This window comes from Variovorax sp. Soil_C_26 (assembly GCF_057657075.1).
Genome location: NZ_JBDGJC010000003.1, coordinates 98,574 through 116,388 on the forward strand (window position 1 = coordinate 98,574; position 17,815 = coordinate 116,388).

General features: G+C 70.0%; 20 protein-coding genes. 16 read left to right on the forward strand and 4 right to left on the reverse strand.

Annotation, left to right across the window (positions count from 1 at the left end):
- The first annotated feature begins 10 nt into the window (after positions 1–10).
- From AC3A6G_RS09890 to fabG, 10 genes are read left to right on the forward strand one after another with little or no spacing between them, the layout of a single operon-like run.
- Positions 11–322: a phosphopantetheine-binding protein gene (locus tag AC3A6G_RS09890; protein WP_012747776.1), complete on the forward strand. Its 312-nt coding sequence runs from the start codon at positions 11–13 to the stop codon at positions 320–322.
- Between the two features lie 3 nt (positions 323–325).
- A complete protein-coding gene (locus tag AC3A6G_RS09895; protein WP_487859254.1) occupies positions 326–967 on the forward strand; it encodes a COG4648 family protein in 642 nt (213 codons plus the stop codon).
- Positions 968–982: 15 nt separating this feature from the next.
- A complete protein-coding gene (locus AC3A6G_RS09900; protein WP_487859253.1) occupies positions 983–2,692 on the forward strand; it encodes an ApeI family dehydratase in 1,710 nt (569 codons plus the stop codon).
- Entirely contained in the window at positions 2,692–3,690 is a 999-nt protein-coding gene (locus AC3A6G_RS09905) for a lysophospholipid acyltransferase family protein (protein WP_487859252.1), read from the forward strand. Before AC3A6G_RS09900 ends, AC3A6G_RS09905 begins: the two co-directional genes overlap by 1 nt.
- The gene (locus AC3A6G_RS09910) at positions 3,662–4,300 is read left to right on the forward strand and encodes a LolA-related protein (RefSeq protein ID WP_487859251.1); all 639 of its coding nucleotides are present in this window, start codon (positions 3,662–3,664) and stop codon (positions 4,298–4,300) included. Before AC3A6G_RS09905 ends, AC3A6G_RS09910 begins: the two co-directional genes overlap by 29 nt.
- Positions 4,297–6,699 (forward strand): MMPL family transporter, encoded by a 2,403-nt coding sequence (locus AC3A6G_RS09915; protein WP_487859250.1) that lies wholly within the window; start codon positions 4,297–4,299, stop codon positions 6,697–6,699. The genes AC3A6G_RS09910 and AC3A6G_RS09915 overlap by 4 nt, the downstream gene beginning before the upstream one ends.
- Complete coding sequence (locus tag AC3A6G_RS09920; protein WP_487859249.1) at positions 6,699–7,538, forward strand: polysaccharide deacetylase family protein; 840 nt, start codon at positions 6,699–6,701, stop codon at positions 7,536–7,538. Before AC3A6G_RS09915 ends, AC3A6G_RS09920 begins: the two co-directional genes overlap by 1 nt.
- Entirely contained in the window at positions 7,535–8,311 is a 777-nt protein-coding gene (locus AC3A6G_RS09925; protein ID WP_487859248.1) for a class I SAM-dependent methyltransferase, read from the forward strand. Before AC3A6G_RS09920 ends, AC3A6G_RS09925 begins: the two co-directional genes overlap by 4 nt.
- Positions 8,308–8,781 (forward strand): hotdog family protein, encoded by a 474-nt coding sequence (locus tag AC3A6G_RS09930; protein ID WP_487859247.1) that lies wholly within the window; start codon positions 8,308–8,310, stop codon positions 8,779–8,781. Before AC3A6G_RS09925 ends, AC3A6G_RS09930 begins: the two co-directional genes overlap by 4 nt.
- The gene (gene fabG, locus AC3A6G_RS09935; protein WP_487859246.1) at positions 8,778–9,509 is read left to right on the forward strand and encodes a 3-oxoacyl-ACP reductase FabG; all 732 of its coding nucleotides are present in this window, start codon (positions 8,778–8,780) and stop codon (positions 9,507–9,509) included. Before AC3A6G_RS09930 ends, fabG begins: the two co-directional genes overlap by 4 nt.
- Before the next feature lie 25 nt (positions 9,510–9,534).
- Here the strand turns inward: fabG and AC3A6G_RS09940 are convergent, their stop codons facing one another.
- The 4 genes from AC3A6G_RS09940 to AC3A6G_RS09955 are packed head-to-tail and all read right to left on the reverse strand — an operon-like array spanning position 9,535 to position 12,944.
- Positions 9,535–10,311: a glycosyltransferase family 2 protein gene (locus AC3A6G_RS09940; RefSeq protein WP_487859245.1), complete on the reverse strand. Its 777-nt coding sequence runs from the start codon at positions 10,309–10,311 to the stop codon at positions 9,535–9,537.
- Complete coding sequence (locus AC3A6G_RS09945; RefSeq protein WP_487859244.1) at positions 10,278–11,081, reverse strand: lysophospholipid acyltransferase family protein; 804 nt, start codon at positions 11,079–11,081, stop codon at positions 10,278–10,280. The genes AC3A6G_RS09940 and AC3A6G_RS09945 overlap by 34 nt, the downstream gene beginning before the upstream one ends.
- 34 nt (positions 11,082–11,115) lie before the next feature.
- Positions 11,116–12,147, reverse strand: a complete 1,032-nt coding sequence (locus AC3A6G_RS09950) for a chorismate transformation FkbO/Hyg5 family protein (protein WP_487859243.1) — start codon at positions 12,145–12,147, stop codon at positions 11,116–11,118.
- A 2-nt stretch (positions 12,148–12,149) separates the two neighbouring features.
- Complete coding sequence (locus tag AC3A6G_RS09955; RefSeq protein ID WP_487859242.1) at positions 12,150–12,944, reverse strand: class I SAM-dependent methyltransferase; 795 nt, start codon at positions 12,942–12,944, stop codon at positions 12,150–12,152.
- Positions 12,945–13,063: 119 nt separating this feature from the next.
- Here AC3A6G_RS09955 and AC3A6G_RS09960 point away from each other — a divergent pair, with 119 nt between their 5' ends.
- The 6 genes from AC3A6G_RS09960 to rlmH are packed head-to-tail and all read left to right on the forward strand — an operon-like array spanning position 13,064 to position 17,815.
- Positions 13,064–13,789 (forward strand): YebC/PmpR family DNA-binding transcriptional regulator, encoded by a 726-nt coding sequence (locus tag AC3A6G_RS09960; protein WP_487873607.1) that lies wholly within the window; start codon positions 13,064–13,066, stop codon positions 13,787–13,789.
- Positions 13,790–13,823: 34 nt separating this feature from the next.
- Positions 13,824–15,122 carry a phosphoribosylamine--glycine ligase gene (purD, locus tag AC3A6G_RS09965; RefSeq protein ID WP_487859240.1) on the forward strand — a complete coding sequence of 433 codons (1,299 nt, stop codon included), beginning with the start codon at positions 13,824–13,826 and terminating at the stop codon, positions 15,120–15,122.
- Entirely contained in the window at positions 15,122–16,039 is a 918-nt protein-coding gene (gene hemF, locus AC3A6G_RS09970; RefSeq protein ID WP_487859239.1) for an oxygen-dependent coproporphyrinogen oxidase, read from the forward strand. The genes purD and hemF overlap by 1 nt, the downstream gene beginning before the upstream one ends.
- Positions 16,036–16,677, forward strand: a complete 642-nt coding sequence (nadD, locus tag AC3A6G_RS09975) for a nicotinate (nicotinamide) nucleotide adenylyltransferase (protein ID WP_487873608.1) — start codon at positions 16,036–16,038, stop codon at positions 16,675–16,677. The genes hemF and nadD overlap by 4 nt, the downstream gene beginning before the upstream one ends.
- A complete protein-coding gene (gene rsfS, locus AC3A6G_RS09980; RefSeq protein WP_487859237.1) occupies positions 16,677–17,351 on the forward strand; it encodes a ribosome silencing factor in 675 nt (224 codons plus the stop codon). Before nadD ends, rsfS begins: the two co-directional genes overlap by 1 nt.
- A complete protein-coding gene (rlmH, locus tag AC3A6G_RS09985) occupies positions 17,348–17,815 on the forward strand; it encodes a 23S rRNA (pseudouridine(1915)-N(3))-methyltransferase RlmH (protein ID WP_487859236.1) in 468 nt (155 codons plus the stop codon). The genes rsfS and rlmH overlap by 4 nt, the downstream gene beginning before the upstream one ends.

Genomic DNA, 17,815 nt, shown 5'->3' on the forward strand with positions numbered 1-17,815 from the left:
GAGGTTCTCTTTGTCATCGACTGCTCAGCCCCCCATCCCCGCCGCCGGCGATTCACCTGAACAGTCGCCGATCGAGAAAGAGCTGGCCGTCCTGCTCGTGAACGCGCTCAACCTCGAGGTCGCGCCCGAAGACATCGTGCCGACCGACCCGCTGTACGGCGAAGGCCTGGGCCTCGACTCGATCGACATCCTCGAGGTCGCACTCGAGGTGTCCCGCCGCTACGGATTCCAGTTGCGCTCGGACGACGAACGCAACCAGCAGATCTTCCAGTCGCTGCGAACGCTCGCGACCCACGTCGCCCAGCACCGCAGCGCTTCCTGATCCATGTCTCGATGGCGACTGGCGCTCCTGTTGCTCGCGGGGGTGGCGTATGCCGGCCTCTCGCACTGGATGATGCTGTTCCACGCCACCGAGCCGTGGGCCGTGCTGGTGCTGCTCGGCCCGCTCTGGCTCGCCGCCATGGGCTTCGCCGCCAGCAAGCTCGGCCGCTGGGGCTTTGCCGCCGCGCTGCTGCTCGGCGCGGTGGGCTTCGCGCTGGTGTTCATGGGTGAGGCGGGCGATCCCAATCGGCTCTACGTGTTCCAGCATGTCGCCATCAATGGCCTGTTGGGTGGCTGGTTCGGCGCTTCGCTGCGCGGGCCCGGGCTGCCGTTGATCTCGCAGTTCGCGCAGCGCGTGCATCCGCTCAAGGGCCACATGCTGGCCTACACCACGCAGCTCACGCGCATCTGGACGGTGTATTTCGCGCTGGTGGTCACCTCCTCGGTCGTGGTCTACCTGACGCTGCCTTTCTCGGCCTGGTCGCTGCTCGCGAACGTGCTCACGCCGCTGTCGGTGACGCTGCTCTTCGTCGGCGAACACCTGTTGCGCTATCGGCTGCACCCCGAATTCGAGCGCACGCGGCTGATCGATGCGGTGCGCGCCTTTCAGGGCAGTTCGATCGGCGAGGGCAGCGGGCATCGCTGAACGCGGAGGCGCTTCTTGACTGCCGACAACCGATTGCTGCCCCTCGTGGCCGACCGCGACCTCGACGCCCCGCTGGCGTGGCGTGCGGGCGTGCCCGTGAGCACGCGCCAGTTCCTGGCCGACGTCGCGCGCTTTGCGCCGGTGCTGCCGGCGCAGGGCCCCGCCGTCAATCTCTGCGTCGACCGCTATGCCTTCGCCGTCAGCCTCGCGGCCGCACTCGTGCGCGGCCATGCGAGCCTGCTGCCGCCCGATGCGCGGGCCGACACGCTCGAGCGCCTGCGCGGATCGGCCGCACCCGGCCTGTTTGCACTGACCGACGATGCCGACCAGGCCACGCCCGGCATGCCGCGCGTGCTGATCGAAGACCGCTCCAGCCTCGACGGCGGCGAGCGCCTGGCGATCCCCTCCATCGACGCGAAGCTGCATGCGGTGAGCCTGCTGACCTCCGGCTCCACCGGTGCGCCGCAGCCGCATGCCAAGCGCTGGGAGACCCTGGTCGGCGATGTGGCGGTCGCGGTCGAGCGGCTCGCGAGCCTGCTCGGCAGGCCGTCGCTTGCTGGTCTCACGCTGGTCGCGACCGTGCCGGTGCAGCACAGCTACGGCCTCGAGTCATCGGTGCTGCTGGCGTTGCTGGGCGGCGCCGCGTTCGACAGTGGGCGGCCGTTCTTCCCGGCCGACGTGGCGCGCACGCTGGCCTCGGTGCCGCGGCCGCGCGCACTCGTCACCACGCCGTTCCACCTGAAGACGCTGCTACTCTCGGGCATCGAACTGCCGCCGGTAGACCTGATCCTCTCGGCCACCGCGCCGCTCTCGCCGCAGCTCGCTGCCCAGGCCGAGCAGATGCTCGGCGGCGTGCTGATCGAGATCTACGGCAGCACCGAGTCGGGCCAAGTCGCCACGCGGCGCACCACGCAGAGCGAGGTCTGGGAGAACCTCGGCCAGATCCGCGTGCATGCCGAGCCGGGGGAGGGTGACGGTCCCGAGCGCTTCATCTTCAGCGGCGACTTCCTGCCCGAGCCGACGCCGATGGCCGACGTGCTCGAACTGCTCGACGCGCGCCGCTACCGCCTGCTGGGCCGTGCCAACGACCTGATCCACGTGGCAGGGCGGCGCAGTTCGCTCGCCCACCTCAACTACCACCTCAACAGCATCCCGGGCGTCGAGGACGGCGCCTTCTGGCTGCCCGACGAGGTGGCCGACGGCGTGGTCCGCCCCGTGGCCTTCGTGGTGGCGCCGACGCTGTCGGCCGGCGAGATCATTGCCGCGCTGCGGCAGCGGCTCGAGGCGGTGTTCGTGCCGCGCCGGGTGGTGCAGGTCAAGGCCTTCCCGCGCGAAGGCACCGGCAAGCTCACGGCACGCGCGCTGCGCGAGTTCGCCCTTGCACAGGTGGCCGGCGACGACACGCCGGTGCAGCTCGCGCATCAGGTGCCGGCCGATCATCCCGCCTTTGCCGGCCATTTCCCCGGCCAGCCGCTGCTGCCGGGTGCCCTGATCCTGGCCGAGGTCATGGAGGCCGTGCAGCGGGTGCCGGCCCTGGCCGCGCGGCTCGGCAGCCATCCCATGCTGGCGGCCGCCAAGTTTCTCGCGCCGGTGCGCCCGGGCAGCCTGCTGTCGATCGACCTGCAACCCGAAGCCGGTGCCGCGCGCGGTGTGCGCTTCGACGTGCGCTGCAACGGCGTGGTGGCCGTCACGGGCCGCTGGACCGCCGCGCCAGGATCGGTGTGATGAAGCACACCGGTGAAGAAACGCGCGCCGTGGACGAGGCCGCGCAGGCCGGCCAGCGCGGCAACTGGGCGCATGCGCCCGAGCGCAGCAACATGCTGGCGCTGCGCTTCATCTGCTTCATGGCGGTGGTGTTCGGGCGCCGCATCACGCGCTTGCTGCTGGCGCCGATCAGCCTCTATTTCCTGCTGTTCGCGCCGACGCCGCGCCGGCACATCAAGCGCTACCTGTTCAGGGCCATCGGTCCGCGTGCGGGATGGGTCGACGGCTACCGACTGCTGCACGCTTTCGCGTCCACGGTGCTCGACCGCGTGTATTTCCTGCGCGGGCGCATGGACCTGTTCGACGTGCGGGTCGAAGGCAGCGTCCCGCTCGAGGCCGAGGTGCTCTCGGGCCGCGGCGCCTTCCTGCTCGGGGCCCATTTCGGCAGCTTCGAGGCGATGGGTGCCTGCAAGCAGCACAGCGCGCACCGGCACAAGCTCGGGCTGGCGATGCTGATGTACCCCGACAACGCGCAGCGCATCACGGCCATCCTCAACGCCATCAGCCTGCCCGAGCTTCGGCCGCACGTGATCGCGCTCGGGCGGCCGCATTCGATGCTGGCGCTGCGCGACTGGCTCGACGGCGGCGGCCTGGGCGGCATGCTGGCCGACCGTACGCTGCCGGGCAGCGACGAACAGCCCGCGCAGCAGCGCGGCAAGCAGATCGTGCTGCCGTTCCTCGGCCATCCCGCGCGCTTCGACGACGGACCGTTCCGCCTGGCGGCGCTGCTGCGGCGCAAGGTGTTCTTCATGGCCGGCATCTACGGCGGCGGCGCGCGCTACGATGTCCGCTTCGATCCGCTGGCCGACTTCAGCGAGCGGATCGCCGATCCCGCCGAGCGGGAACGCCGCATCCACGCGGCCGTCGAAGCCTATGCGGCGCGCCTCGAGGCGCTGTGCCGCGCCCATCCGTACAACTGGTTCAACTTTCATGATTTCTGGCTCGAAGACTCGCATTGACCGGCTTGGCAGGAGCCTGCTGCTCGCACTGGCCTGCTGCGCCGCGCCGGCGTGGGCTTTCGACCTGCCTGAACTGATGGGGCTGCTGTCGAAGCAGAAGAGCGGCGAGGCGCGCTTCACCGAGCAGCGCTTCGTACACGGCCTCGAAGGACCGCTCGATGCGCGCGGCACGCTGAGCTTCGAGGCGCCCGATAAGCTGGTGCGCCGAACGCTGTCGCCGCGCGTGGAGACCATGGCGGTCGAAGGCAACACGCTGACGCTCTCGCGCGGCGGCCGCAACCGCGTGCTCACGCTCGACAGCATGCCCGAGCTGCTCGGCCTGGTGGAGGCCATGCGCGGCACGCTCACGGGCGACGGCGCCACGCTGCAGCGCTACTTCCGCAGCACGGTTGGCGGTTCGGCCGCCAACTGGACGCTCGACCTCACGCCGCTCGACAGCCGGCTCGCGTCGCAGATGCGCAGCATCCGCATGACTGGGCGCGCGAGCGAGGTGCTCGGCCTCGAGATGGAGTTCGTCGGCGGCGATCGCTCGGTGATGAACATTTCGCCCGAGCGCGCGGGCGCCGCACCCTCCGCGCCGGCCGGCGCTGCCGGGCGCACCACGCCGTGATCGCGGGCGGCTCGCCTGCGGGGCCGCCCAGCCGCCAGCGCCGCGCGCTGGTGCTGCTGGTGTGGCTGCTGGTCGTGCTTGCGGGCGCGCTGCAGATCGCCCGCACCACGTTCAGTGCCGACCTCTCGGCCTTCCTGCCCCAAAGCCCCGACGCGCGGCAGCAGGTGCTCATCGAGCAGCTGCAGAGTGGCGTCGCCTCGCGCACGCTGATGCTCGGCATCGAGGGCGGCGCCAGTGCCGAGCAGCGTGCCGACGTGTCGCGCGCAGTGGCCCGCACCATGCGCGAGAGCCGGCTCTTCGACCTGGTGCAGAACGGCGACACCGGCGACTGGAGCGAAGCCGGCACCTGGGTCTTCACGCACCGCTACCAGCTGTCGCCGGCCGTGCGCCCCCAGCACTTCACGGTCGAGGGCTTGCGCGATGCGATCAACGAAACCCTTTCGGCGCTTGGCACACCGGCCGGCAACGCGATCAAGCCCTTGCTCGACCGCGACCCGACCGGCGAAACACAGCGCATCGCCATGGAACTGGTGCCGGCCAGCGCGCCGCGCAGCGAGGGCGGCGTCTGGATGTCGCGCACCGCGCCGCGCGCGCTGCTGATCGCCACCACGCATGCCGCCGGCAGCGACCTCGACGCCCAGGCCGTGGCCATCGGCCGGGTGCAGACAGCGTTCGATGCGGCCACGCGAGACATGGGCGAAGCGAAGCCGACGCTGCTCCTGAGCGGACCGCCTGTGTTCTCGGTGCTGAGCCGCGACAAGATCAAGACCGAGGCGGTGAACCTTGCGATCGTCGGCGGCATCGTCATGGGCATCCTGCTGCTGCTGGCTTTCGCATCGCCGCGCGCGCTGGTCATCGCCTTCCTGCCCGTGGCCACGGGCGTGGTGGTGGGCACGGCCGCCGTGAGCCTGGTGTTCGGCTCGGTGCACGGCATGACGCTGGGCTTCGGCAGCACGCTGATCGGGGAGACGGTCGACTACGCCATCTACTACCTGATCCAGGCGCGCGGCGCGGCCGTCGCGGGCACCGGCTGGACGCGCTGGCGCGCAGTGCACTGGCCCACCGTTCGGCTCGGCCTGCTGACCTCGGTGTGCGGCTTCGCCGCGCTGGTGTTCTCGGGCTTTCCGGGGCTCGCGCAGCTCGGCGTGTTCTCGATCGCAGGGCTCGTGGCGGCGGCGCTCGCCACCCGCTATGCGCTTCCGATGCTCGCGCCCGACGGCGCGAGCGGCATGGGCATGCGCAAGTACATGGCGCTGGCCGCCGGCAAGCTCGTTCGCGGCCTGCCGCGCCTGCGCTGGGCCCTGGTCGGGCTCGGCGCGGCGGCGTTCGCGCTCGTCGTCTGGCAGGGCGGCCATCTCTGGCGCGCCGATCTTGGCGCCATGAGCCCGGTGCCCAAGTCGGCCCAGCAGCTCGACGAGATGCTGCGTGCCGATATAGGCACGGGCGACGGCGGCACGCTGGTCGTGGTCCATGGCGCCGACGAGGAAACCGCGCTGCGCAACACCGAGGCCGCGGCCTTACGGCTCGAGGCGCTGGTCGACAAGGGCGAGCTCGGCGGCTTCGAGTCGGTGACGCGCGTGTTGCCGAGCGTGGCGACGCAGGCGGCACGCCTGGCCAGCATTCCCGATGCCAAAACCCTGCGCACGCGGCTCGCCGAAGCCGCAGAGGGTTCGCCGCTGCCGGCGTCGCGCCTCGGGCCGTTCCTGGCCGAGGCCGAGGCGGCGCGCCAGCTCGCGCCGCTACGGCGCGCCGACCTGGCCGGTGGTCCGCTGGGCTCGGTCGTCAACACGCTCATGTACGAACGCCCCGGCGGCGGATGGTCGACGTTGTTGGTGCTGCACCCGGGCCCCCGTTTCGACGCCACGAGGCTCGAGCAGGCCCTGGCCGACGCGCCGCAGGTGCAGGTGGTCGACGTCGGCCGCGAACTGGCCGGGCTCTACAAGCGCTACCTGCACGAAGCCTTCGTGCAGGTGCTGCTCGGTGCGCTGGCGGTGGTGGTGCTGCTCGGCCTCTACCTGCGCTCGGCGTCGCGCCTGATCGCCGTCTGCCAGCCGCTGGTGTTCGCCGTGGTGCTCGTGCTGGGCGGCATGGCCGTGCTGCAGGTGCCGCTCGGCATCCTGCACCTGGTCGGCCTGCTGCTGATCGTGGCGGTCGGTTCGAACTACGCGCTGTTCTTCGACCAGCTGCGCGTGGCCGGACGCGCCGACGAGGACACGCTGGCCTCACTGATGCTCGCCAACCTGACAACCGTGGTGTCGTTTGGGTTGATCGCGATCTCGGACATCCCGGCACTGTCGTCGATCGGCCGCGTGGTGGCGCCGGGCGCCTTGCTCGCGCTGCTGCTGTCGGCCGCGTTCGCGCGTCGGCTCGCGCCGTCGCCGTCATCCGTGCAAGTCTGATGGGAGAATCGCGTCCCATGCCCGCCGCCGCCGTCGCTCGCGAATCCTGGCCCCTGCCGCTGTCCATTCGTGCCAGCGTCGCGCTGCACGTGGCAGCCTTCGGCGCGGGCGCGCTGGTGCCCGGCGCCATGCCCTGGGCCGTCGGCGCCGTTGTGTTGAACCATGCGCTGATCACCGGCGCCGGGCTCACACCGCGCAGCAGCCTGCTCGGCCCGAACGTGACGCGCCTGCCCGAAGCTGCCGGCGTCCGGCGCGAAATGGCGATCACGATCGACGACGGGCCCGACCCCGAGGTCACGCCGAAGGTGCTCGACCTGCTCGACGCGCACGGGCAACGCGCCACGTTCTTCTGCATCGCCGAGCGCGTGCGCGCGCATCCGGCGCTCGCGCGCGAGATCGTGGCCCGCGGCCACAGCATGCAGAACCACACCGCGCGGCACCGTCACAATTTTTCGTTCCTCGGTCCGCGCGGCTTCGCGAGCGAGATCGCGCGGGCGCAAGACATTCTTTTCGAGACCACCGGCGAGCGCCCGACCTGCTTTCGCGCGCCGGCTGGCTTGCGCAATCCGTTTCTCGCGCCCGTGCTGCACCGCCTCGGCCTGTCGCTCGTGAGCTGGACGCGGCGCGGCTTCGACACGCGCGAGGGTGATCCGGTCAAGGTGACGGCGCGCCTGGCCCGCAACCTGCAAGCGCGCGACATCCTGCTTCTGCACGACGGCAACGCCGCGCGCACCGCTTCGGGAAATCCTGTGTTGTTGGAGGTACTGCCCTTGTTGTTCGAACGCCTGCGCGCCGATGGACTGCGCGCCGTGACCCTGCCGGAAGGGCTTCAGTCATGAGCGCAGTGCTGCCTTCGTCGCCCTCGACGACGACCGACGCCGCCTGGCGCGAATTGCACGAGGCCGCCACCGTTCCCTACAAGAAGGGCGGCAGCTTCGCCTGGCACTTCGCACGCGGCAAGCTCGGGCGCGACCCGGTGTTCCGCGGCCTGCTCGAGCGCGGTCTCATCGGCGAGGCGCACCGCCGCGTGGTCGACATCGGCTGCGGCCAGGGCCTGTTCGCGAGCCTGCTGTCGTCGATGAGCCGCATGCAGGCGGCTGGGCGCTGGCCTGCGGCGTGGAAGCCCACCCCGGCGGCGGCCGAGTACACCGGCATCGAACTCATGCCCAAGGACGTGGCGCGCGCCGAAGCATCGATAGGCCACCTGCAGCCTGCACCCCGGCTGGTGTGCGTCGACATGTGCTCGGCAGCGCTGCCGGCCTGCGACCTGGTGGTGATCCTCGACGTGCTGCACTACGTGAACATCGAAGCACAGAACGACGTGCTGCAGCGCGTGCGCGATGCGCTGCGCCACGGCGGCAGCCCCGAAGCCCGGCTGCTGCTGCGCGTGGGCGATGCATCGAGCAAGCGCGGCTTCGCGATCAGCCAGTGGGTCGATCGCACCGTCACGCGCATCCGCGGCCACAAGGTCTCGCCCACCTGGGGCCGGCCGCTGGCCGACTGGGTGGCGGTGCTGCAGCGGCTCGGCTTCCGCGTGCAGAGCATTCCGATGAGCGAAGGCACGCCCTTTGCCAACGTGCTGCTGGTGGCCGACCTGGAGCCCGCGGCATGACGCAGGCACCGGCGACGCTCGACCGCGCCGGCGTCGCGGCGCGCATTCCGCACAGCGGCAGCATGTGCCTGCTCGACCGGCTCGAGCGCTGGGACGCCGAGTCGATCCACTGCAGCACCCGTTCGCACACGCTGGCCGACAACCCGCTGCGCACCGCGGGTGGACTGCTTTCGCCCAATGCGATCGAATATGCGGCGCAGGCCATGGCGCTGCACGGCGGGCTGCTTGCGGCCGAGGGCAGCACGCCATCGGCCGGCTTTCTCGCGAGCGCGCGCCAGGTGCGCCTCGCAGTGGCGCGGCTCGACGACGTGGCCGGGGCGCTGCAGGTACGGGCGCGGCGGCTGTCGGGCGATGCGAACCAGGTGCTTTACGAATTCGCGGTCACGAACAGCGACGACCACGTGCTCGCCGAAGGCCGCGCAGTGGTGGTGCTGAACACGCCGCTCGCAACCGGAGCCAATGCCTCATGAGCCTCGAAGGAAAACGCGCACTGATCACCGGCGCCAGCGGCGCGCTGGGCGCTGCGATGGCCGAGCGCTTGGCGCGCGACGGCGCCACGGTGCTGCTGCACGCGAACTCGCGCCCCGAAGCGGTCGAGCAGCTAGCCGCATCGATCACGGCGGCTGGCGGCAAGGCCGAGTGCCATGTGTTCGACCTGCGCAGCGACGAGGCGTCAGCGGCCGCGTGCGCGCGCATCCTCGAGGCCGGCCCGGTCCAGGTGCTGGTCAACAACGCGGGCGTCCATGACGACGCGGTGCTGCCCGGCATGCGCGCCGAACAGTGGCACAAGGTCATCGATGTCTCGCTCAACGGCTTCTTCCGGGTGACGCAACCCTTGCTGCTGCCTATGATGCGCACGCGCTGGGGCCGCATCCTGAACATCTCTTCGGTGGCCGCGCTCACGGGCAACCGCGGCCAGGTCAACTACGCGGCCGCCAAGGGGGCGCTCAACAGCGCGACCAAGGCGCTGTCGCTCGAAGTGGCGTCGCGCGGCGTGACGGTCAACGCCATCGCGCCGGGCATCATCGCCTCGCCGATGGCCGATTCGGTGTTCGATCCCGAGATGGTGAAACAGATGGTGCCGATGAAGCGCGCCGGCACGCCGCAGGAGGTGGCGGCACTCGCGGCCTTCCTCGCGAGCGACGAGGCGGCCTACATCACGGGGCAGGTGATCTCGATTAACGGCGGGATGATCTGAGCACCGCCGGGCCGTCCTGGAAAAACTAGGGCTGAAAGGGCGCCTTGCCCCGCATCTTGCGAAGCAGCAGCGCCGGCAGCCGCAGCACGAACTCGACCATCAGCCGCGTGTGCATCCACGTCAGCAACAGGTTGTCGCGCCCGTAGCGGAAGTGCGAAACCCCGCCTTCCTCGGCGGTCAGGTACTTGACCGGGGCGTCGATGTTCACCGGCTTGACGCCGCGCCAGGCCAGGCGCACCACGGCCTCGGTATCGAAGTCGAAGCGCCGCATCCATGGCTGGCGCACCATCACGGCGATCAGGTCGGCCACCGGATACACGCGAAAGCCGTAGAGCGAATCGCCGACGCCCGCGAACAGCGTCTCGAGCTGCGTCCAGCCATTGGACACACGCCGCCCGCGCACGCGCAAGAGCGGTGCAGAAGCGTCGAACACCGGCCGCCCGAGCACCATGGTCTCAGGCCGGGCCTGAGAGGCGGTCATGAAGGCTGGAATCAGGTCGGCCGGGTGCTGGCCGTCGGAATCCATGGTGAGGGCATGCGTGAAGCCGGCCTCGCGCGCGGCCTGCAGCCCGTGCAGCACAGCCGCGCCCTTGCCCTGGTTCTCGGGCAGCAGCGACACGCGCAGGCCCGGATCGTGCGCGGCCATCTGCTGCAGGCGCTCGCCGGTGCCGTCGGTGCTGCCGTCGACCACCACCCAGACCGGATTCCACTGCGCGCGGGCCGCTTCAACGGTCGAGAAAAGGCGTTCGCCCGTGTTGTAGCTGGGAATCAGGACAAGGTGTGTGCGCGAGGCGTCTGGCATGCGGGGGACGCGTCGGAGGCGCGCTGTTCCATATGTTGGCGAAAGTACTGCTCGAGTTCCGCTTGCAGCGCGTCGCTGTTCTGCGTGGGTGCAAAGCGCTGCCCGAGGCGCAGCGTGAAGACGATCGGGAAAGGCGGCAGCCGCCAGAGGGGCCAGCCCTTGCTCAGGTACGGCGAATCGGTGTCGATGAACACGGTCTGGATCGGCGCCTGCGCGAGCTTGGCGATCAGCGTCACGCCGGAGCGGAACGGATTGAGCGGCGGCGTGACCGTGCGCGTGCCCTCGGGAAAGATCACCAGCTGGCCACCGTTGCGCAGGTCGGCCACCGCGAGCCGCACCATCGTGCGCGCCGACTCGTTGCTGATGTAGCGCGCGAGCCGTGCGCCCGCCCCGAGGAAGATGTTGCGCAGTAAATCGGCTTTCATGATGCAGGCGCTGCGCGGCAGCCGCGCCACTAGCAGCAGGGCGTCGAGCATGGTCGGGTGATTGGCCACGAAGATCACGCCGGGCTCGTCGCGCATCGAATCGAGGCAGCTTGCGTCGATGCGCATCATGCCGGTCGCCGAGGCCACGCCCCAGAACATGCGGTAGGCCCGGGCGATGGTCGCGCGGCCCAGCGTGCGCGCCGGCGCCTCCGGCAGCACCGGATAGAGCAGCATCGCGATCACGTTCCAGGTCAGCGAGACCAGCCCCAGGAAGAACAGCTGCACATACAGCATCAACGCGAGCGGAATGGCCGTGAGAATGCGCAGCACGCGGTTCATCGACATGGTGGAGGTCGCTGGTCCCGTCGGTCGCGCGGACTCAGGCCCGCAGCCGACCTGGGGCCACCGCATGCGCCTCGATCTCGACCAGCAGGTCGCTGCGGCAGATGTCCGCCTCCAGGTAGACCGCGTGGCGAACCATCGGTGCGTCAGGGCCGAGAGCCTGCTCGATCACGCCGCGCACCTTGTCTGCATCAGCCGGATGGCGCACGTAGACGACGCAGTCGAGCATCGCGAGCGAGAACCCGGCGTTCGCCTGCCCGTTGGCGGCCGCGATCACGGCCTCGAGGTTGCGCAGCGTCTCGCGCGTCTGCTCGAACACGTCGCCCGGGTGCACGGTTTCGTGGCCCACGATGCTGGCGGTGCCTGAAATGAAGAGGGCCACGTCGCCGTTGCCGATCTCGGCCAGTGCGGCCCGCGAGAAGGTGGGCGAACGCGGGCCGTAGGTGTCGGGGTAGCGGTAGGCCGAGACCTGGCGCGGGTTCTCGACCGGCAGCGGCGCGGTCTGGCCGGCCAGGAAGCGGATCGACAGCGCGCCCTGGTGGATGCCGAGCGCGCAGGCCGCCGGGGCGCCCTCGAAGGCGGCGCGGCCGGCCTCGAGGAAAGCCTCCTGGCGCCCCAGGTTGAACTGCCGGTAGCGCTCGAGCCCGCCGCCGTCGGCGTTGATCTGGGGCAGGTAGTTCCAGATGCGCAGCAGGTGCGGCGCGCCGGCCTGCGCGAGGGTCTTGAACAGGTCGCGGTAGGCCCGGTGCGCGAGCTCGGCCAGGCCTTGTTTCTCGGTCGCCTCGTCGAGGTCGATGGCGCCGAGCAGCCATTCGCCGTCGCTGCGCCAGCGCGCAATGCCGGTGGTGCCCGATTCGACCGGGCGCGCGCCGCCCACATGCCAGACGTCGGCCATCGCGCCGCGCTCGGAGAGCACGCGGGCGTTCACGGTCGGCATCCAGGCGACGCCGTGCGGCGTGCCGTAGCCGAGCGCGGCGAAGGGGGCGCTGCCGCTGGCGGCCAGCGCGAGGCTGTCGGGCAGCGAAAGGCGCTCGACGCGCAGCGGGGAAAGAGGGCTTTCTTTCTGCATGCTCAACCGGCCTTTTCGACAGCGTCGCCGTCGGGTTTGCGTGCCATGTACTCGGAGAAGACGCCCAGGCTCGCATGGCGGCGCACGTCGGTGAAGCCGGCGGCGCACAGAGCCTCGAGCACGCGCTCCGGCGGAATGCAGGCCTCGATCGTGTCCCAGTAGTAGCGCCACAACTCCGAGGTGTTGCTGCGGCGGCCGACCACGCGCGCGATCAGCGGCACCACCGCACGCATGTAGCCCTTGAGCAGAGCGGTCGCGATGCGGCCGCGCGGCTTCGTGATCTCGAGCACCACGACGCGGCCGCCGGGACGCAGCACGCGGTGGAATTCGCCGAACGCGGCTGCCACGTCGCTGATGTGGCGCATGGCATAGCCCATGCTCACGAAGTCGCAACTCGCATCGGGCCGGGGCAGGGCTTCCGCCACGCCCGGTACCAGTTCCACGCCCGGCAGGTCGATCTGCGCCATCATGCCCACGCTCGGGTCGACGCCGACCAGCCGCCCGGTGGGGCCGATGATCCGCAGCGCCTCGCGGGCGACCAGTCCGGTGCCGATGCCGACGTCGAGCACCTCGGCGCCCGGCACCAGGCCGGCCTGCGACAGGGCGGCGCGCCGGTACGACGGACCGGTGCCGAAGGCGAGCACGCTTTCGATGCGGTCGTAGTCGGCGGCGGTGCTGTCGAAGATGCGCCGCAGGAACGCCTGATGCTCTGCCTCGTTCTTGTAGTAAAGCGGCAACGGGGTGTGCGGCGGCAGGATGGTCGGATTCCCGGGCCCGACAGAAGGCGATGGCGTCATCGAGGGATTATCACCAAAAGACACGGCCGCTTTTTGGCACGGTCGTGCGGGCCGTTGTGTTCGGCGGACAGTAAACTCGCAACCTGCTTTGAAAACACAAGATTGCGAGATAGGAAGTCATGGCCGGACACAGCAAATGGGCGAACATTCAGCACCGCAAGGGCCGCCAGGACGAGAAGCGCGGCAAGCTCTGGACCCGCGCCATTCGCGAGATCATGGTCGCCGCGCGCGCTGGTGGCGGTGACCTCAGCGCCAACCCGCGGCTGCGGCTCGCGGTCGAGAAGGCCAAGGCCGTCAACCTGCCCGCCGACACCGTCAAGCGCAACATCGACAAGGCCACCGGCAACCTCGAAGGCGTGAACTACGAGGAAATCCGTTACGAGGGCTACGGCATCGGCGGCGCCGCGATCATCGTCGACACCATGACCGACAACCGCGTGCGCACCGTGGCCGAGGTGCGCCACGCGTTCGCCAAGCACGGCGGCAACATGGGCACCGAAGGCTCTGTGGCCTTCCAGTTCAAGCACTGCGGCCAGATCATCTTCGCGCCGGGCACCGAGGAGGACAAGGTCATGGAAGTGGCGCTCGAGGCCGGCGCGGAAGACGTCGTCACCGACGACGACGGCGCCATCGAGGTGCTCACCGCAGTGGGCGACTTCGAGGCCGTCAAGGCGGCGCTCGAGGCCGCGGGCCTGGCGCCCGGGGTGGCCGAGGTCACCATGCGCGCCGAGAACACCGTCGAAGTCGCCGGCGAGGACGCCGCCCGCATGCAGAAGCTGCTCGACGTGCTCGAGGACCTGGACGACGTCCAGGAGGTCTATCACAACGCGGCGCTTTCCGAATGACAGACAGGCAACAGCAACGAACGAAGGCGCGCGCATGAAGGTACTGGTCATCGGGGGAGGGGGCCGCGAGCACGCGCTCGCATGGCGGCTCGCGCAGTCCACCCGCGTGAGCCGCATCTACGTGGCGCCCGGCAACGGCGGCACCGCGAGCGACACGCGCTACGACTGCATCGACATCATCGAGCCTGCCGCGCTGCGCGAGTGGGCCATCAAGGAAAAGATCGCACTCACCGTGGTCGGCCCCGAGGCGCCGCTCGCGGCTGGCGTGGTCGATGAATTCCGCGCGCACGGCTTGCGGATCTTCGGCCCCACGCAGGCGGCCGCGCAGCTCGAGAGCTCGAAGGCCTTTTCCAAGGCCTTCATGAAGCGCCACAAGATCCCCACGGCCGAGTACGAAGCCTTCACCGATGCCGCCGCGGCGCATGCCTACATCGACGCCAAGGGCGCGCCGATCGTCGTCAAGGCCGACGGACTCGCGGCCGGCAAGGGCGTGGTCGTGGCCATGACCGCCGAGGAAGCGCACGAGGCGGTCGACTTCATGCTGGTCGACAACAAGTTCGGCGTGTCGCACAACGAAGGCGGCGCGCGCGTCGTCATCGAAGAATTCCTGCAGGGCGAAGAAGCCAGCTTCATCGTCCTGTGCGACGGCAAGAACGTCACTGCGCTGGCCACCAGCCAGGACCACAAGCGCCTGCTCGACGGCGACGAAGGCCCGAACACGGGCGGAATGGGCGCGTACTCGCCCGCGCCGGTGGTCACCGCCGAAATCCATGCGCGCGCCATGCGCGAGATCATCCTGCCGACCATCCGCGGCATGGAAAAAGACGGCATTCCGTACACGGGGTTCCTGTACGCCGGCCTGATGATCGACGCCAATGGCCAGCCCAAGACGCTCGAATTCAACTGCCGCATGGGCGACCCCGAGACGCAGCCGATCATGATGCGGCTCAAGTCCGACCTGTTCGAGGTGTTCTGGCATGCCACCGACGGCACGCTCGACCAGGTCGAGCTGCAGTGGGACCGGCGCGTGGCGCTCGGCGTGGTGATGGCCGCGCACGGCTACCCGCTCTCGCCGCGCAAGGGCGACCGCATCACCGGCATCCCGGCCGAGGCGCCCGATGCCGTGGTGTTCCACGCCGGCACGGCGCTGAACGACGGCGAGCTCAAGACCAGCGGCGGCCGCGTGCTCTGCGTGACCGTGCTGGCCGACAGCGTCAAGCAGGCGCAGCAGCGGGTCTACGAGGTCGCTGCGCGCATCAACTTCGACGGTGCGCAATACCGCAGAGACATCGGCCACCGCGCGGTGCAGCCGCGCAACCCGCCGCAGGCCTGATGCAGCAGACAGACCCGGCAGCAGTCGGCGACTACCTGCGCAAGCTCCAGCAGGAGATCGTCGCGGCGGTCGAGGCCGCCGATGGCGGCACCTGCACGCGTGACGCCTGGCAGAAGGCGCCCGGCGAAGCGCTGCAGGGCAGCGGCCTGACCTGCATCCTCGAAGGCGGCGATCTGTTCGAGCGCGCCGGCTGTGGCTTCTCGCAGGTGCGCGGGCCGAAGCTGCCGCCATCGGCCACGCAGAACCGGCCCGAACTCGCGGGCGCGCCCTTCGAGGCCATGGGGGTCTCGCTGGTGTTCCATCCGCGCAATCCGTACGTGCCGATCGTGCACATGAACGTGCGCATGCTGGCCGCGCTGCCCGAAGGCAACGACCCCGTGTGCTGGTTCGGCGGCGGCATGGACCTGACGCCCTGCTACGGCTTCGAGGACGATGCGGTGCATTTCCACACCGCCTGCCGCGATGCGCTTGCGGCCTTCGGCGACGACAAGTACCCGCGCTTCAAGACCTGGTGCGACGAGTATTTCTTTCTCAAGCACCGCAACGAGCAGCGCGGCGTGGGCGGCATCTTCTTCGACGATTTCGCCGAAGGCGGATTCGAGAACGGCTTCGCGCTGCTGCGCGCCGTTGGCAACGCCTTTGTGCCGGCCTACCTGCCGATCGTCGAGCGCCGCCGCGCAATGCCCTGGGGCGAGCGCGAGCGCGCGTTCCAGCTGTACCGGCGTGGCCGCTATGTCGAATTCAACCTCGTGTGGGACCGCGGCACGCACTTCGGCCTGCAGTCGGGCGGGCGCACCGAGTCGATCCTGCTGTCGATGCCGCCGCTGGCGAGCTGGGCCTATCGCCAAGAGCCCGAGCCCGGCAGCCCCGAAGCGGCGCTGTACAGCGACTTCATCGTGCGGCGCGACTGGCTGTGAGCACGAGCGCACCGGCCGAAGGCAGGGCGCCGCGCATCGGCGTCTTCGGCGGCGCCTTCGATCCGCCGCACAACGCCCACGTGGCGCTGGCCGGGGCCGCGCTGTCGCAGCTCGGCCTGGCCGAACTGCACGTCGTCCCGACGGGGCAGGCCTGGCACAAGACGCGCGCGTTGACGCCGGCGCAAGACCGCCTCGCAATGGCGCAACTGGCGTTCTCGGGATTGGAGGGCACCGTGGTGGTCGACAGCCGTGAAGTGTTGCGCGATGGCCCCACCTACACGCTCGACACCTTGCATGAGTTGCAGCAGGAGCAGCCCGACGCCCAGCTGGTGCTGATCATGGGCGCCGACCAGGCGCATGCGCTGCCGACCTGGCATGGCTGGCAGGCTATACTCGGCATTGCTATTGTTTCTGTAGCGTATCGCGCATTGTCGACGGGCAGCACCGCCCGTTTCGACCCGAAGATGCTGCCAGGCCTGCCGGCCGGCGCGCGTTTCGAGGCGCTCGAATTGCCCGCCATGGACACCAGCGCCACCGACATCCGGCGGCGAGCCGCGCTCGGCGAGGACATTTCCTCGCTGGTTCCGCCCGCCGTTGCACGCTATATTGACCAACACCACCTCTACCGCTCTGCCTGATGACCACTGAAGCCGCCGCCAAGAAAGACACCCAGAAACTCCAACGGGCCATCATCGATGGGCTCGAAGACGTCAAGGCGCAGGACATCCAGGTTTTCGACACCGAGCATCTCTCGCCGCTGTTCGAGCGCGTGATCGTGGCGTCGGGTTCCTCGAACCGCCAGACCAAGGCGCTCGCCTCGAGCGTTCGCGATGCGGTGCGCGAGGCCGGCTTCCCCAAGCCGCGCATCGAGGGCGAGGACAACGGCGAGTGGATCATCGTGGACTGCGGCGCCGCGGTCGCGCACATCATGCAGCCCGCCATCCGCCAGTACTACCACCTGGAAGAGATCTGGGGCGACAAGCCGGTGCGCGCCAAGCTGGGCGGCAGCAAGCCCGTGGTCGCGAAGGCTTCGGCACCGAGCGAAGACGAGACGAAGAAGCCCGCCGCCAAGCAGCCGAGCCTGCGCCGCGCGAGCGCGGCCAAGACCGCGGTCCGCGCCGCCGAGCAGGAAGCCAAGGCCGAGAAGGCCGCCCGCGCCCCCGCGAAGAAGATGGCCGCAAGGAAGTCGCCCGCGAGGAAGACTGGCACCGCCAGCGCGCGCGTGCCGGTCAAGGTGGTCGGCAAGCCGGCCGCCAAGAAGACCGCGGCCAAGAAGGCGCCTGCCAAGAAGGCGCCAGCCCGCCGCGCATGAAGCTGCTGGTGGTCGCCGTCGGGCAGCGCATGCCCGACTGGGCGCAGACTGCCTGGGACGACTACGCGAAGCGCTTCCCACCAGAACTCAAGCTCGAACTGCGGGCTGTCAAGACCGAACCTCGTGGCTCCAAGTCGCTCGAGACGCTGTATGCGGCCGAGCGCGAGCGCATCGAGGGGGCGATCGCCCGCGGCATGCGCATCGTCGTCCTCGATGAGCGCGGCACCGCACTCACCACCAAGGCGATGGCCGCGCGGCTCTCGGCCTGGCAGGGCGAGGGCGACGACGTGGCGCTCGTCATCGGCGGCCCCGACGGGCTCGATCCGGCTTTCAAGGCTGCGGCGCACGAACGCATCCGCCTGTCCGACCTGACGCTGCCGCACGCGATGGCGCGCGTGCTGCTCGTCGAGCAGCTCTACCGCGCCTGGTCGGTCAACGCGGGGCACCCCTACCACCGGGAATGA